General features: G+C 70.0%; 23 protein-coding genes and 1 tRNA gene. 4 read left to right on the top strand and 20 right to left on the bottom strand.

Annotated elements, in window-relative coordinates:
* Nucleotides 1-103: 103 nt before the first annotated feature.
* From MWU75_RS13520 to MWU75_RS13480, 9 genes are all read right to left on the bottom strand, one after another.
* Complete coding sequence (locus MWU75_RS13520) at nucleotides 104-676, bottom strand: MerR family transcriptional regulator (RefSeq protein ID WP_348647772.1); 573 nt, start codon at nucleotides 674-676, stop codon at nucleotides 104-106.
* A 59-nt stretch (nucleotides 677-735) separates the two neighbouring features.
* Nucleotides 736-1,230 carry a bifunctional nuclease family protein gene (locus tag MWU75_RS13515; protein ID WP_247091633.1) on the bottom strand — a complete coding sequence of 165 codons (495 nt, stop codon included), beginning with the start codon at nucleotides 1,228-1,230 and terminating at the stop codon, nucleotides 736-738.
* A gap of 10 nt (nucleotides 1,231-1,240) precedes the next feature.
* Nucleotides 1,241-1,966: a MerR family transcriptional regulator gene (locus MWU75_RS13510; protein ID WP_247091631.1), complete on the bottom strand. Its 726-nt coding sequence runs from the start codon at nucleotides 1,964-1,966 to the stop codon at nucleotides 1,241-1,243.
* Nucleotides 1,963-2,349, bottom strand: coding sequence for an FHA domain-containing protein (locus MWU75_RS13505; protein WP_281497251.1), 387 nt, complete (start codon nucleotides 2,347-2,349; stop codon nucleotides 1,963-1,965). The genes MWU75_RS13510 and MWU75_RS13505 overlap by 4 nt, the downstream gene beginning before the upstream one ends.
* A gap of 93 nt (nucleotides 2,350-2,442) precedes the next feature.
* Nucleotides 2,443-2,832: a glycine cleavage system protein GcvH gene (gene gcvH / locus MWU75_RS13500; RefSeq protein ID WP_247091630.1), complete on the bottom strand. Its 390-nt coding sequence runs from the start codon at nucleotides 2,830-2,832 to the stop codon at nucleotides 2,443-2,445.
* Between the two features lie 45 nt (nucleotides 2,833-2,877).
* Nucleotides 2,878-3,912, bottom strand: coding sequence for a DUF881 domain-containing protein (locus MWU75_RS13495; protein ID WP_247091628.1), 1,035 nt, complete (start codon nucleotides 3,910-3,912; stop codon nucleotides 2,878-2,880).
* A gap of 2 nt (nucleotides 3,913-3,914) precedes the next feature.
* Entirely contained in the window at nucleotides 3,915-4,247 is a 333-nt protein-coding gene (locus tag MWU75_RS13490; RefSeq protein WP_247091626.1) for a small basic family protein, read from the bottom strand.
* Nucleotides 4,244-5,110, bottom strand: a complete 867-nt coding sequence (locus MWU75_RS13485; RefSeq protein WP_247091623.1) for a DUF881 domain-containing protein — start codon at nucleotides 5,108-5,110, stop codon at nucleotides 4,244-4,246. The genes MWU75_RS13490 and MWU75_RS13485 overlap by 4 nt, the downstream gene beginning before the upstream one ends.
* On the bottom strand, nucleotides 5,107-5,715 hold the full coding sequence (locus MWU75_RS13480) for a CDP-alcohol phosphatidyltransferase family protein (protein WP_247091620.1): 609 nt from the start codon (nucleotides 5,713-5,715) through the stop codon (nucleotides 5,107-5,109). The genes MWU75_RS13485 and MWU75_RS13480 overlap by 4 nt, the downstream gene beginning before the upstream one ends.
* Before the next feature lie 137 nt (nucleotides 5,716-5,852).
* Here MWU75_RS13480 and MWU75_RS13475 point away from each other — a divergent pair, with 137 nt between their 5' ends.
* Nucleotides 5,853-6,341, top strand: coding sequence for a VOC family protein (locus MWU75_RS13475; RefSeq protein ID WP_247091617.1), 489 nt, complete (start codon nucleotides 5,853-5,855; stop codon nucleotides 6,339-6,341).
* A gap of 77 nt (nucleotides 6,342-6,418) precedes the next feature.
* Here MWU75_RS13475 and MWU75_RS13470 read toward each other — a convergent pair.
* From MWU75_RS13470 to xerD, 10 genes are all read right to left on the bottom strand, one after another.
* A tRNA-Pro gene (locus MWU75_RS13470) sits at nucleotides 6,419-6,495 on the bottom strand.
* A 120-nt stretch (nucleotides 6,496-6,615) separates the two neighbouring features.
* Nucleotides 6,616-8,073 (bottom strand): ribosome biogenesis GTPase Der, encoded by a 1,458-nt coding sequence (der, locus tag MWU75_RS13465; RefSeq protein WP_348647769.1) that lies wholly within the window; start codon nucleotides 8,071-8,073, stop codon nucleotides 6,616-6,618.
* Nucleotides 8,074-8,075: 2 nt separating this feature from the next.
* Nucleotides 8,076-8,558: a SufE family protein gene (locus tag MWU75_RS13460; protein ID WP_247091612.1), complete on the bottom strand. Its 483-nt coding sequence runs from the start codon at nucleotides 8,556-8,558 to the stop codon at nucleotides 8,076-8,078.
* Entirely contained in the window at nucleotides 8,558-9,427 is an 870-nt protein-coding gene (locus MWU75_RS13455) for a sulfurtransferase (RefSeq protein ID WP_247091610.1), read from the bottom strand. Before MWU75_RS13455 ends, MWU75_RS13460 begins: the two co-directional genes overlap by 1 nt.
* The gene (gene cmk / locus MWU75_RS13450) at nucleotides 9,424-10,152 is read right to left on the bottom strand and encodes a (d)CMP kinase (protein WP_247091607.1); all 729 of its coding nucleotides are present in this window, start codon (nucleotides 10,150-10,152) and stop codon (nucleotides 9,424-9,426) included. Before cmk ends, MWU75_RS13455 begins: the two co-directional genes overlap by 4 nt.
* 40 nt (nucleotides 10,153-10,192) lie before the next feature.
* Entirely contained in the window at nucleotides 10,193-11,236 is a 1,044-nt protein-coding gene (locus MWU75_RS13445) for a pseudouridine synthase (RefSeq protein WP_247091604.1), read from the bottom strand.
* A complete protein-coding gene (gene scpB / locus MWU75_RS13440) occupies nucleotides 11,233-11,913 on the bottom strand; it encodes an SMC-Scp complex subunit ScpB (RefSeq protein ID WP_247091601.1) in 681 nt (226 codons plus the stop codon). The genes MWU75_RS13445 and scpB overlap by 4 nt, the downstream gene beginning before the upstream one ends.
* Nucleotides 11,906-12,799 (bottom strand): ScpA family protein, encoded by an 894-nt coding sequence (locus MWU75_RS13435; RefSeq protein WP_247091592.1) that lies wholly within the window; start codon nucleotides 12,797-12,799, stop codon nucleotides 11,906-11,908. The genes scpB and MWU75_RS13435 overlap by 8 nt, the downstream gene beginning before the upstream one ends.
* 86 nt (nucleotides 12,800-12,885) lie before the next feature.
* Complete coding sequence (locus tag MWU75_RS13430; RefSeq protein WP_247091887.1) at nucleotides 12,886-13,701, bottom strand: AAA family ATPase; 816 nt, start codon at nucleotides 13,699-13,701, stop codon at nucleotides 12,886-12,888.
* 200 nt (nucleotides 13,702-13,901) lie between these two features.
* Entirely contained in the window at nucleotides 13,902-14,885 is a 984-nt protein-coding gene (gene xerD / locus MWU75_RS13425) for a site-specific tyrosine recombinase XerD (protein ID WP_247091590.1), read from the bottom strand.
* A 12-nt stretch (nucleotides 14,886-14,897) separates the two neighbouring features.
* Between xerD and MWU75_RS13420 the strand changes: the two genes are divergently transcribed.
* Nucleotides 14,898-15,515: a hypothetical protein gene (locus MWU75_RS13420; protein ID WP_247091588.1), complete on the top strand. Its 618-nt coding sequence runs from the start codon at nucleotides 14,898-14,900 to the stop codon at nucleotides 15,513-15,515.
* Here the strand turns inward: MWU75_RS13420 and lgt are convergent.
* Complete coding sequence (lgt, locus tag MWU75_RS13415) at nucleotides 15,471-16,526, bottom strand: prolipoprotein diacylglyceryl transferase (protein ID WP_247091885.1); 1,056 nt, start codon at nucleotides 16,524-16,526, stop codon at nucleotides 15,471-15,473. The two genes, MWU75_RS13420 and lgt, sit on opposite strands and share 45 nt — an antisense overlap.
* A gap of 165 nt (nucleotides 16,527-16,691) precedes the next feature.
* Here lgt and MWU75_RS13410 point away from each other — a divergent pair, with 165 nt between their 5' ends.
* A complete protein-coding gene (locus tag MWU75_RS13410; RefSeq protein ID WP_247091586.1) occupies nucleotides 16,692-17,072 on the top strand; it encodes a DUF2784 domain-containing protein in 381 nt (126 codons plus the stop codon).
* A gap of 414 nt (nucleotides 17,073-17,486) precedes the next feature.
* Nucleotides 17,487-18,770: hypothetical protein (locus MWU75_RS13405; protein ID WP_247091584.1), on the top strand; the 1,284-nt coding region annotated here is incomplete at its 3' end.

Genomic DNA, 18,770 nt, shown 5'->3' with positions numbered 1-18,770 from the left:
CTTCGCCGCGGATATCCTCTTGCGGCACGTAGCCCGCCGCCTGATTCGTCGGGCTCAACGCACTGCTCGTGGTCGGCGACGCACCGTGCGTGATCGAGAAGGACTAGCTGGTCTTGCGCGCGCGCCGGCGCTGGGCCAGCTCGTCATCACCCGTGCCGGGTGTCTCCGCCTTCTCGCTGGGCAGTGAGGCGAGCGTCCCCTCGACCTCGCGCCACACGCTGCCGACCGCGATGCCGAACACGCCCTGGCCGCCGCGCACGAGGTCGATGACCTGGTCGTCGGAGGTGCACTCGTAGACACTCGCTCCGTCGCTCATCAACGTGATGTGTGCCAGGTCCTGGACCCCGCGCTCGCGCAACTGGGTGACGGCTACCCGGATCTGCTGCAGGGACACGCCAGTGTCCAGGAGCCGCTTGATGATCTTGAGGACGAGGATGTCGCGAAAGCTGTAGAGCCGCTGCGTGCCCGACCCACTGGGGTTGCGCACCGACGGCTCGAGCAGACCGGTGCGGGCCCAGTAGTCCAGCTGGCGATAGGTGACGCCCGCCGCGCCGCACGCGGTCGGTCCGCGGTAGCCGACACCCTCCTCCAGGGCGGGCACGTCGGAGGTGAACAGCAGCCCCTGCTCCGGCGTTGCCGCATCCTGCGGACCGCGCACTTCGGCTCCAGTGCCCACTGGCACCCCTCCTAGACTACGTTGGTGTGATTCGACGGTAGGCCCTTGCGACCCGCTGGTCAATCACCGCCACGCGGTGGGTCGCCCTCGCCCGACTCGAAATCCTCGGCGGAGACCTGGTCGAGGAACTCACGGAACCGCTCGACCTCGTCCTCGTCCTCGACCGCCATGGCGACCCCCGCGGCGTCGAGCACCTCCTCGGCCGCCAGGATCGGGGTGGCAGCCCGGAGAGCCAGCGCGATCGCGTCCGAGGGCCTGGCTGAGATCTCCGTGGTGCCGTCCAGCACGAGCACGGCGTAGAAGATGTTGTCCTGCATCCGGGTGATCCGGACCTCGTCGAGACGGTGGCCCAGGTCCTCGATCAGGGTGACCATCAGGTCGTGGGTCAGTGGCCTGGGTGGTTGCACCCCCTGCTGCGCGTAGGCGATCGCCGTGGCCTCCGGGGCCGCGATCCAGATCGGCAGGTAGCGGTGTCCCTCCCGCTCCCTGAGCAACACGATGGGGTTGTTGGTCGGCATCTCGACGCGCACACCCAGAACGTCCAACTCCTTCACCCCGTCTAGGCTACTGCCTCTGTCCGAGTCCCGCCCGGACCAGGGCCACGTGCAGGGCCAGAGTGCGGGCCACGATCTCGGTCTCGAGCTCCTCCGGGTCAGCGTCACCGGCCCCCCGGGCCTGTCGGCGGCGCACCGGCTCCAGGATCTGCTGGGCCAGTCCCACCTCGCGATCCGCCGCGACCCGGAACAGGCGCAGGTGCCGCGGCTCCAGGCCGTACTCGGCCAGAGCCGTGCACTCCCGGGCGATGTCAAGGTCGTCGGCCGAGTGCCGTCCCGCCGAGTCGACCCGGATGAGCCCGAACGCCTTGAGCTGGGTGTAGGCGGCGACGTCGATGCCGACCGCCTCACGCAGCTCGGCCGGGCTCAACCGCACCGCGCGGCGCCGGCGCAGCTGGTCGGCCGTGGGCAGCCTGGCGCCCTGGGGCCGGGTCGGAGCGGCCCCGGCAGGTGCAGCTGCAGTTGCTGTCTCGGACTCGGGGTCGGCACTCACCCCGAGGTCCATCCCGTCTAGGGCGGTCTTGATCACCTTCAGCGGCCAGAACCGGTCCCGCTGGGCTCGGAGCACGAAGCGCAGCCGTTCGACGTCGTCGTCGGTGAAGGCCCGCTGGCCGGACTCTCGTCGTTGCGGCAGCACCAGTCCCTCGGTCTCGAGGAACCGGATCTTGGAGACGGTGAGCTCTGGGAACTCCTGCTGCAACTCGCGCAGCACCGTCCCGATGGAGTGCAGCGTCACTGCCGCCCGCGGTAGTAGACCAGGCGGAACTTGCCGATCTGCACCTCGTCACCCTGCTCGAGGACCTGGCTGTCGATCCGCTCCCGGTTGACGTAGGTCCCGTTGAGGGACCCGACGTCGCGCACCTCATAACCCTGGTCGGAGCGGGCGAAGACCGCGTGCCGACGGGAGACGGTCACATCGTCGAGGAAGATGTCGCTGCTCGGGTGGCGGCCCGAGCTCACCTCATCGTCGTCCAGCAGGAACCGCGCGCCCGCATTGGGGCCGCGCAGCACGATGAGCAGGGCGGTGCCGGGGCGGAGGGCGTCAACGGTGCGCTGGTCGGCCTCGGAGAGCCGGGGCGCGTCCTCCTCGAATGAGTAGCCCGGCTGCGGCACCTCCAGTCCGTGGGGCAGGTTGGCGGTCGGGTCGACGCCGGACCCGTAGTGCTCACGCTCTCGCTCGGTCACCAGCTACCTCCTCGTTCGTCCCCAAGCCTAGTTCGTCTGCTCCCGGTAAGCCTCGACGGTGAGCAGACCGTCCAGCTCGGCCGTGTCGGCGACCTTCACCTCGAACATCCAGCCCTCGCCGTAGGGGTCGGAGTTGATGAGCTCGGGAGTGGCGTCCAGCGCGTCGTTGACGGCGGCGACCTCACCGGCCAAGGGCGCGTACAGGTCGCTGACCGACTTGGTGGACTCCACCTCGCCGCAGGCGTCACCGGTGCTGATCTCGTCGCCGACCGCGGGCAGGCTCACGTACACCACGTCGCCGAGGGCGTCCTGGGCGTAGGAGGTGATGCCGACCCGGACCACGCCCTCTCCCTGGTCCCTGACCCACTCGTGGTCGGAGGTGTAGCGCAGGTCGTCGGGGTACTGCAGCTCACTCATGGGGGTCTCCGGTCTCCTCATCGAAACGATCGGTTGCCGCCGACCCTACTCTGACGGCACGGGCCGAGCGTACTGAGGCTCTTCGGCCTGGTGCAACGCATCGATGACCAGGAGCTCACCCTCGACAACCTGCACGTTCCCGTTGATGCCGCGAACGCTGTCGGTGAAGCCGCCCGGGATGGCCATCGCACCGGACAGGGTGTGCGGATCGCCGATCGCGACGATGCGGAACGGGTCGGCCACCAGTTGCCCGTCCACGGTCAGCACGCCGTCGGAGATGCCGATCCAGCTGCTGGCCACGACCCGGACCGGACCGATCTGGATCGCCTCGGCCCCGGCGTTGCGCAGTTCCTGCAGCAGGTCGATCATCATCGTGGGCGTGAAACCACCCTCGGGTGCCGAAACCGTCATCGTGATCCCGGGCCCCTCGACCGGGACGGTGCCGGCCAGGATCTGGTGGCTGGTCAGGCGCGCCTCCGCGGCAGCGGCAGCCTCGGCACCGGTGCCCTGCTGGAGCGCCTCGCGGTCGGCCTCCAGCAACCGGATCTCGTCCTCCAGGCTCTCGGCACGAGCGCTCACGTCGTCCAGGAGCGCCACCAGATCGGTCTCACGCAACTCCTCCAGACCAACGTCCTGCGCGGCCTGCACCTGGGCCACGAGGGCGAACCCGACGACGATGGTCAGGAGCGCCACCACGAGGTTGCCGGTGCTGATGCGCGGCTTGATGAGCCGTCCCAGTCGCCTCCAGGCGTGCCGGGTCGAGACCGGCATCGTGGTGGCACCGGCACCGGCACCGGGCTCGGCCTCCGGTCGCTCCGCCAAACGGTTCTCGGCGGTCGCCGCTGGCTCCTGCTGCTCCGCCTCCATCGGGTCCTCGGTGGCCAGTGCGGGCTCCTGCTCGGCCGCACCCGGGTCCTCGGCGGCCAGTGCGGGCTCCACATCGGGCGCACCCGGGTCCTCGGCGGCCAGTGCGGGCTCCTGCTCCGCCAGGAGCCGGTCCTCCGCCGGCTGCTGCTCGGCTGTCGTTGGGGGTCCGGCAGGTCGACTGGCGATCCTGCGCTTCCTGCGGGATGGGGCCACGGCTAGGCCCCCATGAGGTGCCGCCGGATGGCGGCGACGTTGGAGAAGATGCGCAGCCCCAGGACCACGACCACGCCGGTCGAGAGCTGGCTCCCGACGCCCAGCTGGTTGCCGAGCAGGACGATCAGCGCGGCGACCAGGACGTTCGAGAGCACGGAGACCACGAACACCTTGTCGTTGAACGCACCGTCCAGGGCGGCCCGGATGCCGCCGAACACGGCATCGAGTGCCGCGATCACGGCGATCGGCAGGTAGGGCTCCAGCCACAGTGGCACCGTGGGCGAGAGGACGAGGCCCAGGATGACGCCGGCGGCGAGTCCGATGAGGGGGATCATGACGAGTCCTCCGTGGTTGATGTGGCGTCGTGGACCCGCGCGACCCGGGTGCTGAGGCGGGAGCCGGCCGGCACGGTGACCTCGTCGTCCGGGGCAACCTCCACGCTGATCCGGAACTGCGACCGGAGCTCGCCGAGATAGTCACCCGTGGCCCCGGTGCTCAACTCGTCCAGCAACTGGTCCTGCGGACCGATCACACGCACCTCGTAGGGGCGGGCGAGGGCACGGAGGTCGACGACGATCGCCTCGCCGGCGAAGCGGATCGTGGACGTGGCGGTCAGCCGTTGTTCGTTGATGGAGATCGCCTCGGCGCCGTTGGCCCACAGCCCGTTGACGATCACCTGCAGGTCCCGCGCGAGCACCCGCTCGCCGTCCTCGCTGTCTGCCGTCAGCGGTGGGTCGTTCAGAGTCAGCACGACACCCTCGCCCATCACCGCGGTGGCCCCTGCCCGCTGCGCCGCCGACAGGCGCTGGTCCTGCCCCGTCCGCGGTTGGGCCACGGCCTTCTGGAGGTCGGCGATCTCGGCGCGGAGGATCTCGATCTGGGCCGCGCGGTCATCGCCGACCTGTGAGGCCATCTCGATGCGTTCCTGGAGCTGCTGGCGGGTCGCGGCGGCGACCGGGTCTGGGGTCCGCAGGGTCTGGGCCGCGACGGAGAGCAGGAAACCGAAGATGATGGCGGCGACCAGCATCAGCACCGTACGTCCGCCTGTGCTCCGCGGGAGCCCAGCCTTCTCGCGGGCGTCGGACCACGAGGTGTAGCCGGGATCCAGGGGCGGGTCCATCACCTCCTGCAGCAGGGCCATGGACGCTGCCGGGTCGCGCTCGGGGTCGTCGGAGGTCCGGCTGCGTAGGAACTTCACGCCTGCACCGCCTGCCACTGTCGCCGTCGTCGAGACACCATAACGCCCACCTGCCAGGCATACAGGATCGCCCCGAGCCAGTACAGGCCCGTCCCCCACCAGGCAAAAGCCCACCCGACCGGCAGTGCGACCGCCCCCAGCCAACCTGAGAACTGGCCCAGGAGCAGCAGCGGGAAGGCATACAGCAGGTTGAAGGTCGCTGCCTTCCCGATGTAGTGGACGGGCGGCACGGGCAGCTTGTAGGCACGCACGGTGGGATACATCGCCAGGATGAACGCGTCCCGGGCCAGCAGCGCCAGGACCAGCCACCACGGGATGATCTCCCGCCAGGCGAGGCCGAACAGGGTGGAGGCGATGTAGAGCCGGTCGGCGATCGGGTCGAGGTACTGCCCGAGCTTGGTGATCAGGCCGTAGTGGCGGGCGATCTTGCCGTCGAGGTAGTCGGTGACCCCTGACCCCATCAGCACCAAAAGCGCCAGCAGGTCGTGGTGGGTCAGGATGGCCCAGAGGAAGATCGGCACCCCGGCCAGGCGCAGCATGGAGAGCACGTTGGGCACATTCCACACACCCCCGCGGCGACCCCCGTCACCCTGCGCGCTGCTCACGGGGAACAGCCTACGGTCCCGTGGTCCCAGATCCGGCACCGACCGGGCCGCCACCCGGACCGATGAGTATGCCGACAGGCCGGGGTCTGTACAAGAGCGGCGCCATCCGGGTGCCCTGCCCCAGAGAGGCGAACATCATGCGTCAGATCGTCACGTGCCTGTGGTTCGACACCCAGGGCGAGGAGGCCGCCACCTTCTACACCTCCGTCGTCCCCAACTCCCGCATCACCAAGGTCACGCCCTACGTGGTGGAGACCCCCGGGCCGAACCCCGTGGGTAGCGTCATGACGGTGGACTTCGAGCTGAACGGCCAGCCCTACCAGGCGCTGAACGGAGGCCCGCAGTTCACCTTCAACGAGGCGATCTCCATCGTCCTTCCCTGCGACTCGCAGGAGGAGTCAGACACCTACTGGGAGGCCCTCGGCGACGGCGGTGAATTCGGCCCGTGCGGGTGGCTGAAGGACAAGTTCGGGTTGTCCTGGCAGATCTACCCAGCCGAGATGGACGACCTGTTCGCCGACCCGGTCCCGGAGCGCGCCAAGGCCGCGATGGAGGCGATGCTCAAACAGTCCCGCATCGATGTCGCGGAGATCAAGGCGGCCATGGACGCGGCTGGCTCCCGCTGACCTGGGCGCCCGGTAGGACCGCGACAGCCGGACCCACGGGTGTGGATCCGGCTGCGGCGGACGCTCGTGGCATCTCGTGGTCGGGCTGACAGGATTTGAACCTGCGACCCCTGCACCCCCAGTGCAGTGCGCTACCAAACTGCGCCACAGCCCGAGGTGCTCGTGAGCGACCTGAACTTTATCCCATCCCTGCTCTGCGCGAAGAATCCGGGGATCGTGTCGGACGTCGCACACGTGCCGGACCCGCTCGGTACCCACCGCTACGGAGCCGCGGTCAGCGCCGGCGCTTCTCCCGCACCCGCACCGAGATCTCGATCGGGGTGCCCTCGAACCCGAACTCCTCGCGCAGACGGCGCTCCAGGAAGCGCCGGTAGCCGTGCTCGATGAAACCGCTGGCAAAGACCACAAAGCGAGGTGGACGGGTGTCCGCCTGGGTGGCGAACAGGATCCGTGGTTGCTTGCCGCCACGCACCGGGTGCGGGTGCGCGGCGACGATCTCGCCGAGGAAGGCGTTGAGCTTGGACGTGGAGATCCGGTTGTCCCAGGAGGCCAGGGCCTTCTCCAGGGCCGGCACCAGACGGTTGGTGTGCCGGCCGGTCAGCGCGGAGATGTTCACGCGGGGCGCCCAGGTGATCTGCACGAGGTCGCGCTCGATCTCCCGCTCCAGGAAGTGCTGGCGCTCCTCGTCGACCTCGTCCCACTTGTTGTAGGCGATGACCAGGGCCCGGCCCGCGTCGATGACCTGTTGGATGACCCGGATGTCCTGCTCGGCGATCTTGTCGGAGGCGTCGAGCAGCACCATCGCGACCTCGGCCTTCTCCAGCGCGGTCTGCGTGCGCAGCGAGGCGTAGAAGTCTGCGCCGCGGGTCTGGTGCACGCGCCGGCGGATCCCGGCGGTGTCCACGAAGCGCCACTGCTTGCCGTCGAGCTCGATCAGCTCATCCACCGGGTCGCGGGTGGTGCCCGCCATGTTGTCGACGACCGCGCGGTCCTCGCCGGCCAGCTTGTTGAGCAGCGAGGACTTGCCGACGTTGGGTCTCCCGAGCAGTGCGACGCGCCGGGGGCCTCCCCGCGGATAGGCCCCGGAGACCGCCGACCTCTCCGGCAGGTGCTCCAGCACCGCGTCCAGCACGTCACCACTGCCGCGGCCGTGCAGCGCCGAGACCGGCCACGGCTGGCCCAAACCCAGCGACCACAGCGCTGCCGCCTCCATCTCGACCCGCTGGTCGTCGACCTTGTTCGCCACGAGCACCACGGGCTTGCCGGAGCGGCGCAGCAGCCGCACCACGCTCTCGTCGGTGTCCGTCGCGCCGACCGTCGCATCGACGACGAACATCACGACGTCACACAGCTCGACCGCCACCTCGGCCTGCTCGGCGACCCGCAGGTGGATGCCGCTGGCGTCCACCTCCCAGCCGCCGGTGTCGACCAGGGTGAAGCGGCGGCCGGACCACTCGGCGTCGTAGGCGACCCGGTCCCGGGTCACACCAGGGACGTCCTCGACGACCGCCTCCCGGCGACCCAGGATCCGGTTGACGAGCGTCGACTTGCCGACGTTCGGACGTCCCACGACGGCGACGACCGGCCGGGTCTCGGCCTCGAGGTCCTCCTCGGCCTGGCGGCGACGGCCCTCGACGAGCGCGAGGTCCTCCTCGCTCAGGTCGAACTCGTCGAGACCGGCGCGCAGCGCCTCCTCGAGGGAGGGGTTGGCCTCACCGGTGATCTCGGACACGGTCACTGCCTCTCGTCAAGGGTGGTGCGGGCCCGCACCTGACGCTTGATACGCCCCAGCATGCCGACCATCCCGCGCATCCGCAGCGGCGACACGGCCTCGGCCAGCCCGAACCGGTAGGGGGCCTCGTCCGGGACGGCCAGGATCTCCTCGGCCGGCAACCCGTCGAGGCTCTCGTGCAGGATGCCCGCGAAGCCGCGCGTGGTGGGCGCCTCGGGCGGCGCCGACAGGAAGATGTGCGCCGTCCGGGACGGGTCATCCTCGACCTCGACAGCCAGGAACACAGGCGACTGGCACTCGTCGACACGTTCCATCTCATCCAGCCGACCGGCATACTGCTCGGGCAGGTCGGGGAGGTCGCCGGCGAGCTCGAGGAGCAGCTGGAGGCGGTCCTTCTGCTCCAGCGCGTGGAACTCCCCCGCCAGCTCGGCCATCGCCGCGGGCAGGTCGTCGGTACGGGTGGACGCGGAGAACTGTGCCGCCATCAGCGCTCCACCGGCACGCCGACCGCGTTGCCCCACTCGGTCCACGACCCGTCGTAGTTGCGGACCCGCTCGAAGCCGAGCAGATGCGTCAGGACGAACCAGGTGTGGCTGGACCGCTCGCCGATCCGGCAGTAGGCGACGACGTCGTCGGAGGGCTCCAGACCCTGCTCGCCGAGGTAGATCTCCTCGAGCTCCTCGCGGGACTTGAAGGTGCCGTCCTCGTTGGCCGCCCTGCCCCACGGCACCGACTTCGCGCCGGGGATGTGCCCGCCCCGCATCGCGCCCTCCTGCGGGTAGTCCGGGATCGCCAGGAGCTCACCGGAGAACTCGCCGGGCGACCGCACGTCGACCATCGGCCGGCCCAGGTGCTCGAGCACGTCCTGCTTGAAGGCGCGGATGGTGCGGTCGTCACGCTCGACGACGGGGTAGTCGACCGGGCTCACCTGCGGCACGTCGGTGGTCAGCTCGCGGCCCTCGGCGATCCAGGCGGCGCGGCCACCGTCGAGGATGCGGACGTCCTCGTGGCCGAACAGGGACATCACCCACAGGGCGTAGGTGGCCCACCAGTTGCTCTTGTCGCCGTAGAGGACGACGGTCGTGTCCCGGCCGATGCCGCGCTCCCCCATCACCCGCGCGAACTGCTCGCCGTCGACGTAGTCGCGGGTCAGCTGGTCGTTGAGGTCCAGGTGCCAGTCGAGCTTGAGCGCGCCGGGGATGTGCCCGGTGTCATAGAGGAGCACGTCCTCGTTGGACTCCAGCACCACGAGGTTGTCCGCACCCAGGTGCTCGGCCAGCCACTGCGTGCTCACCAACCGCTCAGGGTGGGAGTATGCCGCGAGCTTGCTCTGCGGGTCGGTCTGGGTGGTCATCGGGTGCCTCCGTCGTCAGGGGTGTGGACAGGTGGGTGGGCAGGTGCGGCGTGCACGGCGTCGAGCACTGCTGCCACTGACTGTTCGAACGTCAGGTCTGAGGTGTCGATTCCCACCACTCCGGGGGCCGGCTCGAAGAACGCCGAGACGGTCGAGTCGGCGGCGTCCCTGCGGACGATCTGGTCGTGCGTGGCCTCGATGGCTTGCACGTCGTCGCTGGAGAACAGCTCCCTCGCGCGGCGGGCCAGCCGGGCCTCCTCGGAGGCGGTGATCAGGAACCGGTGCTCGGCGTCGGGCGCGATGACCGTGGTGATGTCCCGGCCCTCGACGACGATGCCGGACCCGGCGTGGCGGGCGTCGGCAATGAGCTGGCGCTGCTGGTCACGCATCGTGGCACGCACCTCGAGGTTGGTGGCGATGTGCGAGACCTGCTCGCTCACGGCGGTCTCGCGGATCGCCGCGGCCACGTCGGTGCCACCCACGTGCACGGTGGGCGCGTCGGGGTCCGTGCCGATCTCGAGCGGGAAGGTTCGCGCCTGCTCGGCGACCTCCTGGCTGTCGGTGAGGTCGATCCCCTGCTGCAGGCACCACCAGGTCAGCGCGCGGTACATCGCCCCCGTGTCGAGGTACGACAGCCCCAGTCGGCGGGCGACCTGCTTGGACACGCTCGACTTGCCTGATCCACTGGGCCCGTCGATGGCGATGGTGATGGGATTCTCAGGCACCGGGCAAGCCTAACCGCTCGGGACCACCGGACCTGGAGCCCTACAGGCCCGCAGCACGGTAGAGCGCACCGACCTCCTCGGCCGTCAGTGCCCGAGTGCGTCCGGACCGCAGCTGGCCGAGCAGGATCGGGCCGACCTGCACCCGCGAGAGTGCCTCGACCGGGTGGCCGACCTCCGCCAGCAGCCGGCGGACCACGTGCTTCTTCCCCTCGTGCAGGACCAGCTCGACGATCGCCTTGCCGGGTGCCGAGTCGATCAGTTTGAACGAGTCGACCGCGACGACGCCGTCCTCCAGCTCCACCCCGGCCCGCAGGGTCTTGCCGAGCTCGCGGGGCACCGGGCCCGGGACGCGGGCGATATAGGTCTTGGGCACCTCGTACGCCGGGTGCTGCAGCCGGTGCGAGAGCTCGCCGTCGTTGGTGAGCAGGAGCAGCCCCTCGGTGTCGGCGTCCAGCCGCCCCACGTGGAACAGCCGCTCGTTGCGCGGCGGGAGGTAGTCGGCGATGGAGGGCCGCCCCAGCTCGTCGCTCATCGTGGAGACCACCCCGAGCGGCTTGTTGAACGCGAGGTAGACCCGGCTGTCATCCAGCACCACGCGGGTGCCGTCGACGTGGATGGTCTGGGCCACCGGGTCGACCCGCACTCCGAGCTCGGTGACGACGTGACCGTCGACCTCGACCCGTCCCTGGCTGATGAGCAACTCGCAGGCGCGGCGACTGCCGATGCCCGCAGAGGCCAGCAGCTTCTGCAGGCGGACGCCGTCAGGGGTGTGGACGTCAGCGCCGGAGTCGTCGACCGGTGGTGGCGTCGCGCGGCGCGTCGGGGCGATCTTGCGGCTGGGACCCGCGTCCGGCCCGACCGCTCGGCCGGCACCTCGGGCCTTGTGGCGGCGCTTGCCGCCGCTGCCCGGACGACCGCCCCGATCCTGGCCACCCCAACCGCCCTGGCCACCACTCCGGTTTGCGCCGGAACCGCTACGGCCACTTCCACGGCCACCCTGGCCACCCTGGCCGCCGCTCCGGCCACCGCCGGAACCGCCGCCCCTCTGCCCTCCGGAGCCTCCTCGTTGCTGGGGCGGGTTCATGCGTGTCCTTCCGCTGCGAGTTCCTCGATGATGTCCACCGGTGGCAGGTAGGGCGCCAGCTCGGGCAGGTCGTCCAGGCTGTCCAGCCCCATCCGCTGCAGGAACAGGTCCGTCGTGCCGTAGAGCGCGGCAGCACCGGGCTCGCCGTCGACCACGACCTCGTGGATGAGGCCGCGTGAGATCAGGGTCCGGACCACACCGTCCACGTTGACACCGCGCACCGCACTGACCCGGGAGCGCGAGATCGGCTGCCGGTAGGCGATCACCGCCAGGGTCTCCAGGGAAGCCTGCGTGAGTCGCGCCTGCTGACCGCCCATGAGGAACTTCTCGACGACGGGTGCATAGGCCGGCTTGGTGTAGATCCGCCAACGACCGCCCAACCTGCGCAGCATGAACCCACGCTCGCTGACGGCATACTCCTCCGCCAGCTCCTCCAGGATCGTGGTGACGTCCTCCACCGGCAGCTCCAGCGCCGAGGCGAGGACGGTTTCCTCGACCGGTTCATCGATCACCATCAGGACGGCCTCGATCGCCGACCGGGCACCACCGGGGAAGTCGTTGATGTCGAAGGCGACCTGCTCGGCCGGCCCGTCCTCCACCGGGGTCGACTCGTCCTCCGGACCGTCGTGGGTCTCGTCCTGCCGTTCATCCTGGGGTTCGTTGTGGGGCTCACTCATCGGGCACCTCCTGGGTGTCGGACTCCGGCGCGTCGTCCTCGTCGCCCTCGTCGAACTCGTCACTGACCTCGACCGCGCCGGTGGCGCTCCCGGTCCACCGCACCGTCAGCTCGCCCAGCGCATCCTCCTGCTCCAGTGAGAGCAGTGACTCACGGAAGAGCTCGAGGAGGGCGAGGAACCGCGCCACGACCACCAGGGTGGTGTCGGCGTCGGCCACCAGGTCCCGGAAGCTCGTGGTGCCGCGGTGGCGGAGCCGGTCGACCACGATGGCCGCCTGCTCCCGCACGGAGACTTGGGGGGCGTGCAGGTGCGTGAGGCCGACGGTGGGCGGGGGTTTGGGGGTCATCGCCCGGGCCGCGAACATCGCGAGCTGCTCGGGTGTGATGTTCATGACCAGCTCGGGCAGCAGCTTGGTGAACTCGTCCTCCAGCGCCACGTCACGCGGGAAGATGCGGCCGACGGTGTCCATCCGCGCGGAGAAGGCCGCGGCCACCTCCTTGAACGCGCGATACTGCAGCAGCCGGGCGAAGAGCAGGTCCCTGGCCTCGATGAGCTCCAGGTCCTCGTCGTCATCCTCGCGCCGGTTCGGGAGCAGGCGGGCGGCCTTCAGGTCGAGCAGGGTCGCGGCGATGAGCAGGAACTCCGAGGCCTGCGAGAGGTCCCACTCGTTGTCGGCCTGCTGCGCGGCCCGGATGTGCGCCACGAACTCGTCGGTGATCTTGGCCAGCGCGATCTCGGTGACGTCGAGCTTGTGCTTGGCGATGAGGCCGAGCAGGAGCTCGAAGGGCCCCTGGAAGACGTCCAGGTGCACCTCGAAGGGCGTCGGACCGCGGCGGGTGAGCACACCCCCGGGGGTGACGGTGGCGGTGTCCTCAGGCCCGCTCATGACGGTGGCGGTGTCCTCGGGCCCGCTTGTGGCGGTGGCGGTGTCCTCGGCCCCGCTCCCGGGCTCCGCCAGAGTGGTCTCCAAGGTCAGGGCGCGCCACCGCGCGAGATGAGCTCCCGCGCCAGCTGGCGGTAGGCCTCGGCACCGCTGTGCGTGCTGGCGTAGGAGGTGATCGGCTCGGCCGCCAGCGTGGCGTCCGGGAACTTGATGGTGCGGCTGATCACCGTGTGAAAGACCTTGTCCTCGAAGTGGTCCACGACGCTGCGCACGACCTCCTTGGAGTGCAGGGTGCGTCCGTCATACATCGTCGCCAGGATCCCGTCCAGGGTCAGGGCAGGATTGAGCCGGTCGGTGATCTTGTCGATGGTCTCGATGAGCAGCGCGACACCACGCATGGCGAAGAACTCGCACTCCAGCGGCACCACGACCCCGTGCGCGGCGGTCAGGGCGTTGACCGTGAGCAGACCCAGGGAGGGCTGGCAGTCGATGAGGACCACGTCATAGTCGTCGAGGACCGGGCGCAACACCCTGGCCAGGATCTGCTCGCGGGCCACCTCACCGACCAGCTGCACCTCGGCCGCGGACAGGTCGATGTTGGCGGGGAGCACGTCGAGGCCCTCGACCCGGGTGGACTGGATGACGTCCCGGACGTCGTGGCCCCGCTCGACGAGCAGGTTGTAGACCGTGGTGTCCAGCTGGTGGGTCGGGATCCCCAGACCCACAGACAGTGCGCCCTGCGGGTCGAAGTCCACCAGCAGCACCTTGCGGCCGTACTCCGCCAGGGAGGCGCCCAGGTTGATGGTGGTGGTGGTCTTGCCGACCCCGCCCTTCTGGTTGCACATGGCGATCACCCGGGCCGGCCCGTGCCGGTCCAGGGGCGGCGGCGTGGGGAAGTCCGGCATCACGCGGCCGGTCGGGCCCAGCTGCCCGCTCCCGGCGGTCTCGGTGCCGGGCAGCCGGTCGTGGGCCGCGCTGGCCGCCGTCGCGTCCTGCCTCGTCGCCTCGGATGTCACGCTCACTCCGCCCTCTGGGTCCGTGGTCGGCGTCCCGCCGATCGCTCCGACCTTAACGGGAGTCGCTGCCGCTGACCAACGGTGTCGTGTCATCGCGCGCGGGGATGGGCCTGGGCATAGACCTCGCGCAGGTGCTGGGCCGTGACGAGCGTGTAGATCTGGGTGGTCGTCACCGAGGCGTGCCCGAGGAGCTCCTGCACGACCCGCACGTCCGCTCCCCCGTCCAGCAGATGGGTGGCGAAGGAGTGCCTGAGCGTGTGCGGGCTCACGTGACCCGACAGATCGGCCCGCTCTGCGGCCTGCTGTATGACGTTCCACGCGCTCTGCCGCGACAGTCGCCCACCCCGCTGGTTGAGGAAGACGGCCGCGGTGCCCTTCCCCTTGGCTGCGAACGTGGGCCTGCCCCTCACCAACCACGCATCCAGCGCCGCCGTCGCGTACCGGCCCAGGGGGACGATCCGCTCCTTGTTGCCCTTGCCGAAGAGGCGCACGACCGCACCTGGCGTGCCCTCGTCATACTGCCCTGCTGCCCCGTCCCCCAGGTCGATGTCGTCGACGTCCAGACCGATGGCCTCGCTGACCCTCGCTCCCGAGCCGTAGAGCACCTCGAGCAGCGCCCGGTCGCGGAGGCTCGCCGGGGTGTCCCCCACTGCGGCAGCGTCGAGCAACCGCTCGACCTCCCCGATGCTGATCGCCTTGGGCAGCCGACGGGCCGGCGTAGGGGGCGCCACCACCTGCGCGGGGTCGTTCGGCACGTCACCCTCGGCGGCGAGGAACTTGTGGAAGCCCCTCACCGCGACCAGCGCCCGGGCCGCCGAGGAGGGGGCCAGCGGCTTGCGCTCCCCGTGCCCGGTCCGCAGGTGCGCCAGGAAGTCGGTGACCGCCTGCTCGGACACACCCTCCGGTGCGGTGATGCCCCGCCCGCGCAGGAAGCTCAGATACCGCCCCAGGTCGCGCTCGTAGGCCTTCAGGGTGTGCACCGAGGCGCCCCGTTCCACCCGCAGGTGGTCCAGCCAGCCGCGCACCGCGCGACTCAGGCGGTCCGGTGCTGGGGCGGCGGGGGCTGGGGACATACCGTCATTCTCATGCAGTGGTATGCCGAAACCCGGTCCCGACGCACCCGTCAGATCATCGCCGACCTGATCGTCCTCGGCTGGGTGATCCTCTGGGTGCTCGTCGGCCGGTGGGGCTTCGGGCTGGTGAACGCGCTCAGCCGTCCCGCCGACTCGCTGCGCTCCGCGGGGTCCGGGGTGCAGGACCGGATGACCGAGATCGCAGGCAACATCGGTGACACGCCCTTGGTGGGTGATCGGCTGGAGGCTCCGTTCACCGGGGTGGCCAACGCCGGCGGTGCCCTGGTCTCCGCCGGGGACAGCCTGGAGTCGGCCGTTCATCGGGTGGCGACGCTGGTGGGTCTGCTCACCGCTGGCGTGCCGATCGTCCTCGTCTTGGGGGTCTACCTGCTGGTCCGGGTGGCCTCCGCGCGACGGTCTGCTGCCATGGCCGCGTTCCGAGACGCCCCCGGCAGCGCGGAGCTCCTGGCACTCCGCGCCCTGGTGACCCAGAAGCCGGCCCGGTTGGCCAAGGTCGGTGAGGACCCCTTGGGTGGGTGGCGCAGCGGTGACCAGGAACAGGTCTCCGCATTGGCCGCCCTGGAGCTACGGCGCCTTGGGCTCCGCGCTGCGCCCGTCAGCCGAGTCTGACCCGGTGGCGTCCGCGCTCTCCGCCGTATTGTTGTCGTCCACGTCCTGCGCCGTGCCGTTGTCGTCCTCGTCCACGCTCTCCGCCGTGCCGCTGTCGTCCTCGTCCTCGCTCTCAGCCGTGCCGCTGTCGTCCTCGTCCTCGCTCTCAGCCGTGCCGCTGTCGTCCTCGTCCGCGACGTAGTCGGGTCCACCGACCCCGGCCCGCTCGACCCAGGGCTCCCTGCCCTTGAACAGCGACTGCAGAACGGCGAACAGGACCAGACCGACGATGATGAAGACCAGGGCGGTCACCTGGTTGGTCCGGAACGGCCCGACCATATAGCTGAAGTCGGTCCGGATGCCCTCGATGAAGAACCGTCCCGTGCCGTAGACAACCATGTAGAGGGCGATCAGCTTGCCCCACCCGAACTTGAACTTCCGGTCGAGCCACAGCAGCAGGAAGCCTCCCGCCACGTTCCAGGTGAGCTCGTAGAGGAAGGTCGGCTGGAAGGTCTCGACATCTCGGTACTCCGGGGGTCTGTGCTCTGGGTCGATCTCCACTCCGAGCGGGCCGTCGTCCGGCCCGCCGAAGAGCTCCTGGTTGAACCAGTTGCCCAACCTGCCAACCGCCTGGGCAAAGATCAGCCCGGGGGCCAGGGAATCGGCGAAGACGGAGAGCCTCGCGCCGCGTCGCCAGGCGACGTAGGCCGCCCCGAGCGCACCACCGATGACCGCGCCGAAGATCGCGATCCCGCCCTCCCAGATGTAGAGCGCGCTGATCGGGTCGCGGCCCTCGCCGAAGTAGTCCTCCCAGTGCGTGGCCACGTGGTAGATCCGGGCGCCGATGATGCCCGACGGGATGGCCACGATGGCGATCGACTCAAAGGTCTCCCCCAGGCCGCCGCGCGCGATCCACCGCTTGCGGCCCAACCACCAGGCGACGATCATGCCCGCCATGAGGCACAGCGCATAGATGTGGATGGTCAGCGGCCCGAGGGTGAACTCGCTGATGCTGGGGCTGGGGATCGACATGATCACGGGGACCATCATGCGGGAACGGCCGCCCCGGACCGAACCCACCCCGCACATCACGAGGTCTGGGACTCCTCCCACGCTCGTTGAGCGCGATGTCGGTCCCCTCAGCGACGTGGCCCAATCCCCAACGATCCGGACCGTTCCCCAACTATTCTTGGGACCGTGACCGACAGCCCGACGCTCAACCGTGCCGCATCACTGCCGCACCGCGTCCTGGCCGTCGGCACGACCATCCTGCACCTCGCCTTCTCGCTGCTCGTGGTGTTCGGTGGCTTCATCGCCTGGTGGCAGCCCTGGGTGCTGTGGCTGCACCTGCCGGCCGTCGTCTGGGCCGTCGCCGGGCAGCTGCGCGACCTGCCGTGCCCGCTGACCGACTGGGAGAACCGGGCTCGCGTCCGCGGCGGATGGCCTCGCCTGTCCGAGACCGGCTATATCGACCACTACTTCACGGGCGTGCTCTACCCGACCTCGTGGAAGCCACGGATGCCGTTCGTCGTCCTGGCAATCCTGCTGGCCTCGTGGACCGGTCTGCTCCTGCGCTGAGGCACTCCTCCCACTCCCCCTCTCGTCCGAGCAGCATCCCAACTCCCCGGCCGGCCCCACGTGATCTCGTCACGCTGAGCGCGGTGTCCACAGTCCTCCGGGCCATGTCCCCATGCACTGTCGGTGGCTGCTGGGAGTATGTCGTCAGCCAGGCAATCATGCCCGTCACCGCGGTCTGTGGCCGGGGTGGGACCGACACGCCGGGTGTGGATAAACCGGACGGCTTGTCGAACATGTGTGCTAGGTTGGTTGGCATCAGGGAAGTTGTCGTCAACGGGGACTCGGGGAGGAGGGGTAGGGATGGCACCGCAGGCGAAGTCGGCCCAGACACAGGCACCAGGGTCGCCTTCTTCATCGCCCTGCGGACCGACGGTCCAGGCGTCCAGTGCGTGGGAGACCCGGTTGGAAGAATTGGTGCCCGCCGACGTGCTCGCCGAGCTGAAGGCTCAGGTCGCCTCCCGCGCAGCGTCCTACGAGCGGACCGGGGTGATGCCGCCGGCGCCGGTGCGGATGCGGGTGCACCACCCCGAGGCGACCGTCCCGGTGGTTGTCGTCGAGCTGGGTGATGAGCACACCGAGAAGGTCGAGGCGTTGCAGGCAGCGATGGCCGCCCTCGGGGTCGGTGACCTGGCCGGTCCGTTGACGCAGGTGACCCTGGCCTGCGCGACGTTGGCCACCCCGGACCAGTCCAGCGACGCCGGCAGCCAGTCCAGCGACGCCGGCAGCCAGGCTGCGGTGCTGGCTCGGTCCCAGGAGCTGCTGGGTGTGGTGGAGTCGGTGACCACGGTGTCCCGGCAGCTCGACGGGGTCCTGGTCAGGGCGGTGCGGGACCTGACCGCGGGCCGGGCCCAACTGCTGCTGGGCCAGAAGGGCGTCAGCGACCCCGAGGAGCTGACCTCCGCGCAGGCGCAGAAGTGGACCAGGGCGGCCAAGTCCCAGACCCGGCACGAGCTGGAAGCGGCCCTGGGCTGGTATGCCTCGGAGATCAAGGACCTGGTCGGGTTGGCCACCTCCCCGACCACCACGCTGGCACCGGTCCTGTCCTCCCTGGAGACCGGGGAGTCCTCCTGGGCCACGGCCCGCCGGTTCTACCGGGCCGCCGGGCCCCTGCCCCACGAGGACACCGCCGCCATCGCCAACGGCCTGTTCGGCCAGGACCCCGCAGCCAGCGTCACCGACCGGCTGGACTCCGACGGTGACTTCACCGGCGAGCCATGGCGGACCGGGAAGTTCAACCGGGCCCTGGACCGGGAGGTCGCCAAATACACCGCCGCCGACGAGGACGCCAAGCAGGCGGCCGCCGACCGGGCCCGGGCCAACCAGGACCTACGAGTACGGGCGGACGCCGACGGCACCGCCGAGATCAGCATCGGCTGCACGTCCCTGCAGGCCGCCGCGATCGCCGACCGCATCGGGCAGGCCGCCAAGTCAGCACGGGCCGCTGGCGCCCCCGAGCTGATCCGCGAGCTGCGCTCCAAGGTCGGCATCGCCCTGCTGATGCACGGCACCCTGGACACCCTGACCCTGCCCGAGGACCCCGACCTGATCACCATCGAGCAGTCCGCCCAACTGACCAAGGTCCTCAACGGGCTCCCCGAGGCACAGATCCACGTCGTCGTCCCCTACGACACCCTCATCGGCCACCGCACCAACCCCCCACCCACCGACACCGACACCCTCCCCACCGACACCGCCACC

The sequence above is a fragment of the Ornithinimicrobium sp. F0845 genome, assembly GCF_023015765.1.
Classification (GTDB): domain Bacteria; phylum Actinomycetota; class Actinomycetes; order Actinomycetales; family Dermatophilaceae; genus Ornithinicoccus.
The sequence above is the reverse complement of the archived record's forward strand: the minus strand, read 5'-3'. Positions and strand labels throughout refer to the sequence as shown.

Excerpts from the sequence above, each read along its gene's own strand:
- gcvH (WP_247091630.1), bottom strand. The coding sequence starts at position 2,832 with ATGAGTGAGCTGCAGTACCCCGACGACCTGCGCTACACCTCCGACCAC.
- MWU75_RS13490 (WP_247091626.1), bottom strand. The coding sequence starts at position 4,247 with ATGATCCCCCTCATCGGACTCGCCGCCGGCGTCATCCTGGGCCTCGTC.
- MWU75_RS13475 (WP_247091617.1), top strand. The coding sequence starts at position 5,853 with ATGCGTCAGATCGTCACGTGCCTGTGGTTCGACACCCAGGGCGAGGAG.
- MWU75_RS13460 (WP_247091612.1), bottom strand. The coding sequence starts at position 8,558 with ATGGCGGCACAGTTCTCCGCGTCCACCCGTACCGACGACCTGCCCGCG.
- MWU75_RS13455 (WP_247091610.1), bottom strand. The coding sequence starts at position 9,427 with ATGACCACCCAGACCGACCCGCAGAGCAAGCTCGCGGCATACTCCCAC.
- MWU75_RS13445 (WP_247091604.1), bottom strand. The coding sequence starts at position 11,236 with ATGAACCCGCCCCAGCAACGAGGAGGCTCCGGAGGGCAGAGGGGCGGC.
- scpB (WP_247091601.1), bottom strand. The coding sequence starts at position 11,913 with ATGAGTGAGCCCCACAACGAACCCCAGGATGAACGGCAGGACGAGACC.
- MWU75_RS13435 (WP_247091592.1), bottom strand. The coding sequence starts at position 12,799 with ATGAGCGGGCCTGAGGACACCGCCACCGTCACCCCCGGGGGTGTGCTC.
- MWU75_RS13430 (WP_247091887.1), bottom strand. The coding sequence starts at position 13,701 with ATGCCGGACTTCCCCACGCCGCCGCCCCTGGACCGGCACGGGCCGGCC.
- xerD (WP_247091590.1), bottom strand. The coding sequence starts at position 14,885 with ATGTCCCCAGCCCCCGCCGCCCCAGCACCGGACCGCCTGAGTCGCGCG.
- MWU75_RS13420 (WP_247091588.1), top strand. The coding sequence starts at position 14,898 with ATGCAGTGGTATGCCGAAACCCGGTCCCGACGCACCCGTCAGATCATC.
- lgt (WP_247091885.1), bottom strand. The coding sequence starts at position 16,526 with ATGTCGATCCCCAGCCCCAGCATCAGCGAGTTCACCCTCGGGCCGCTG.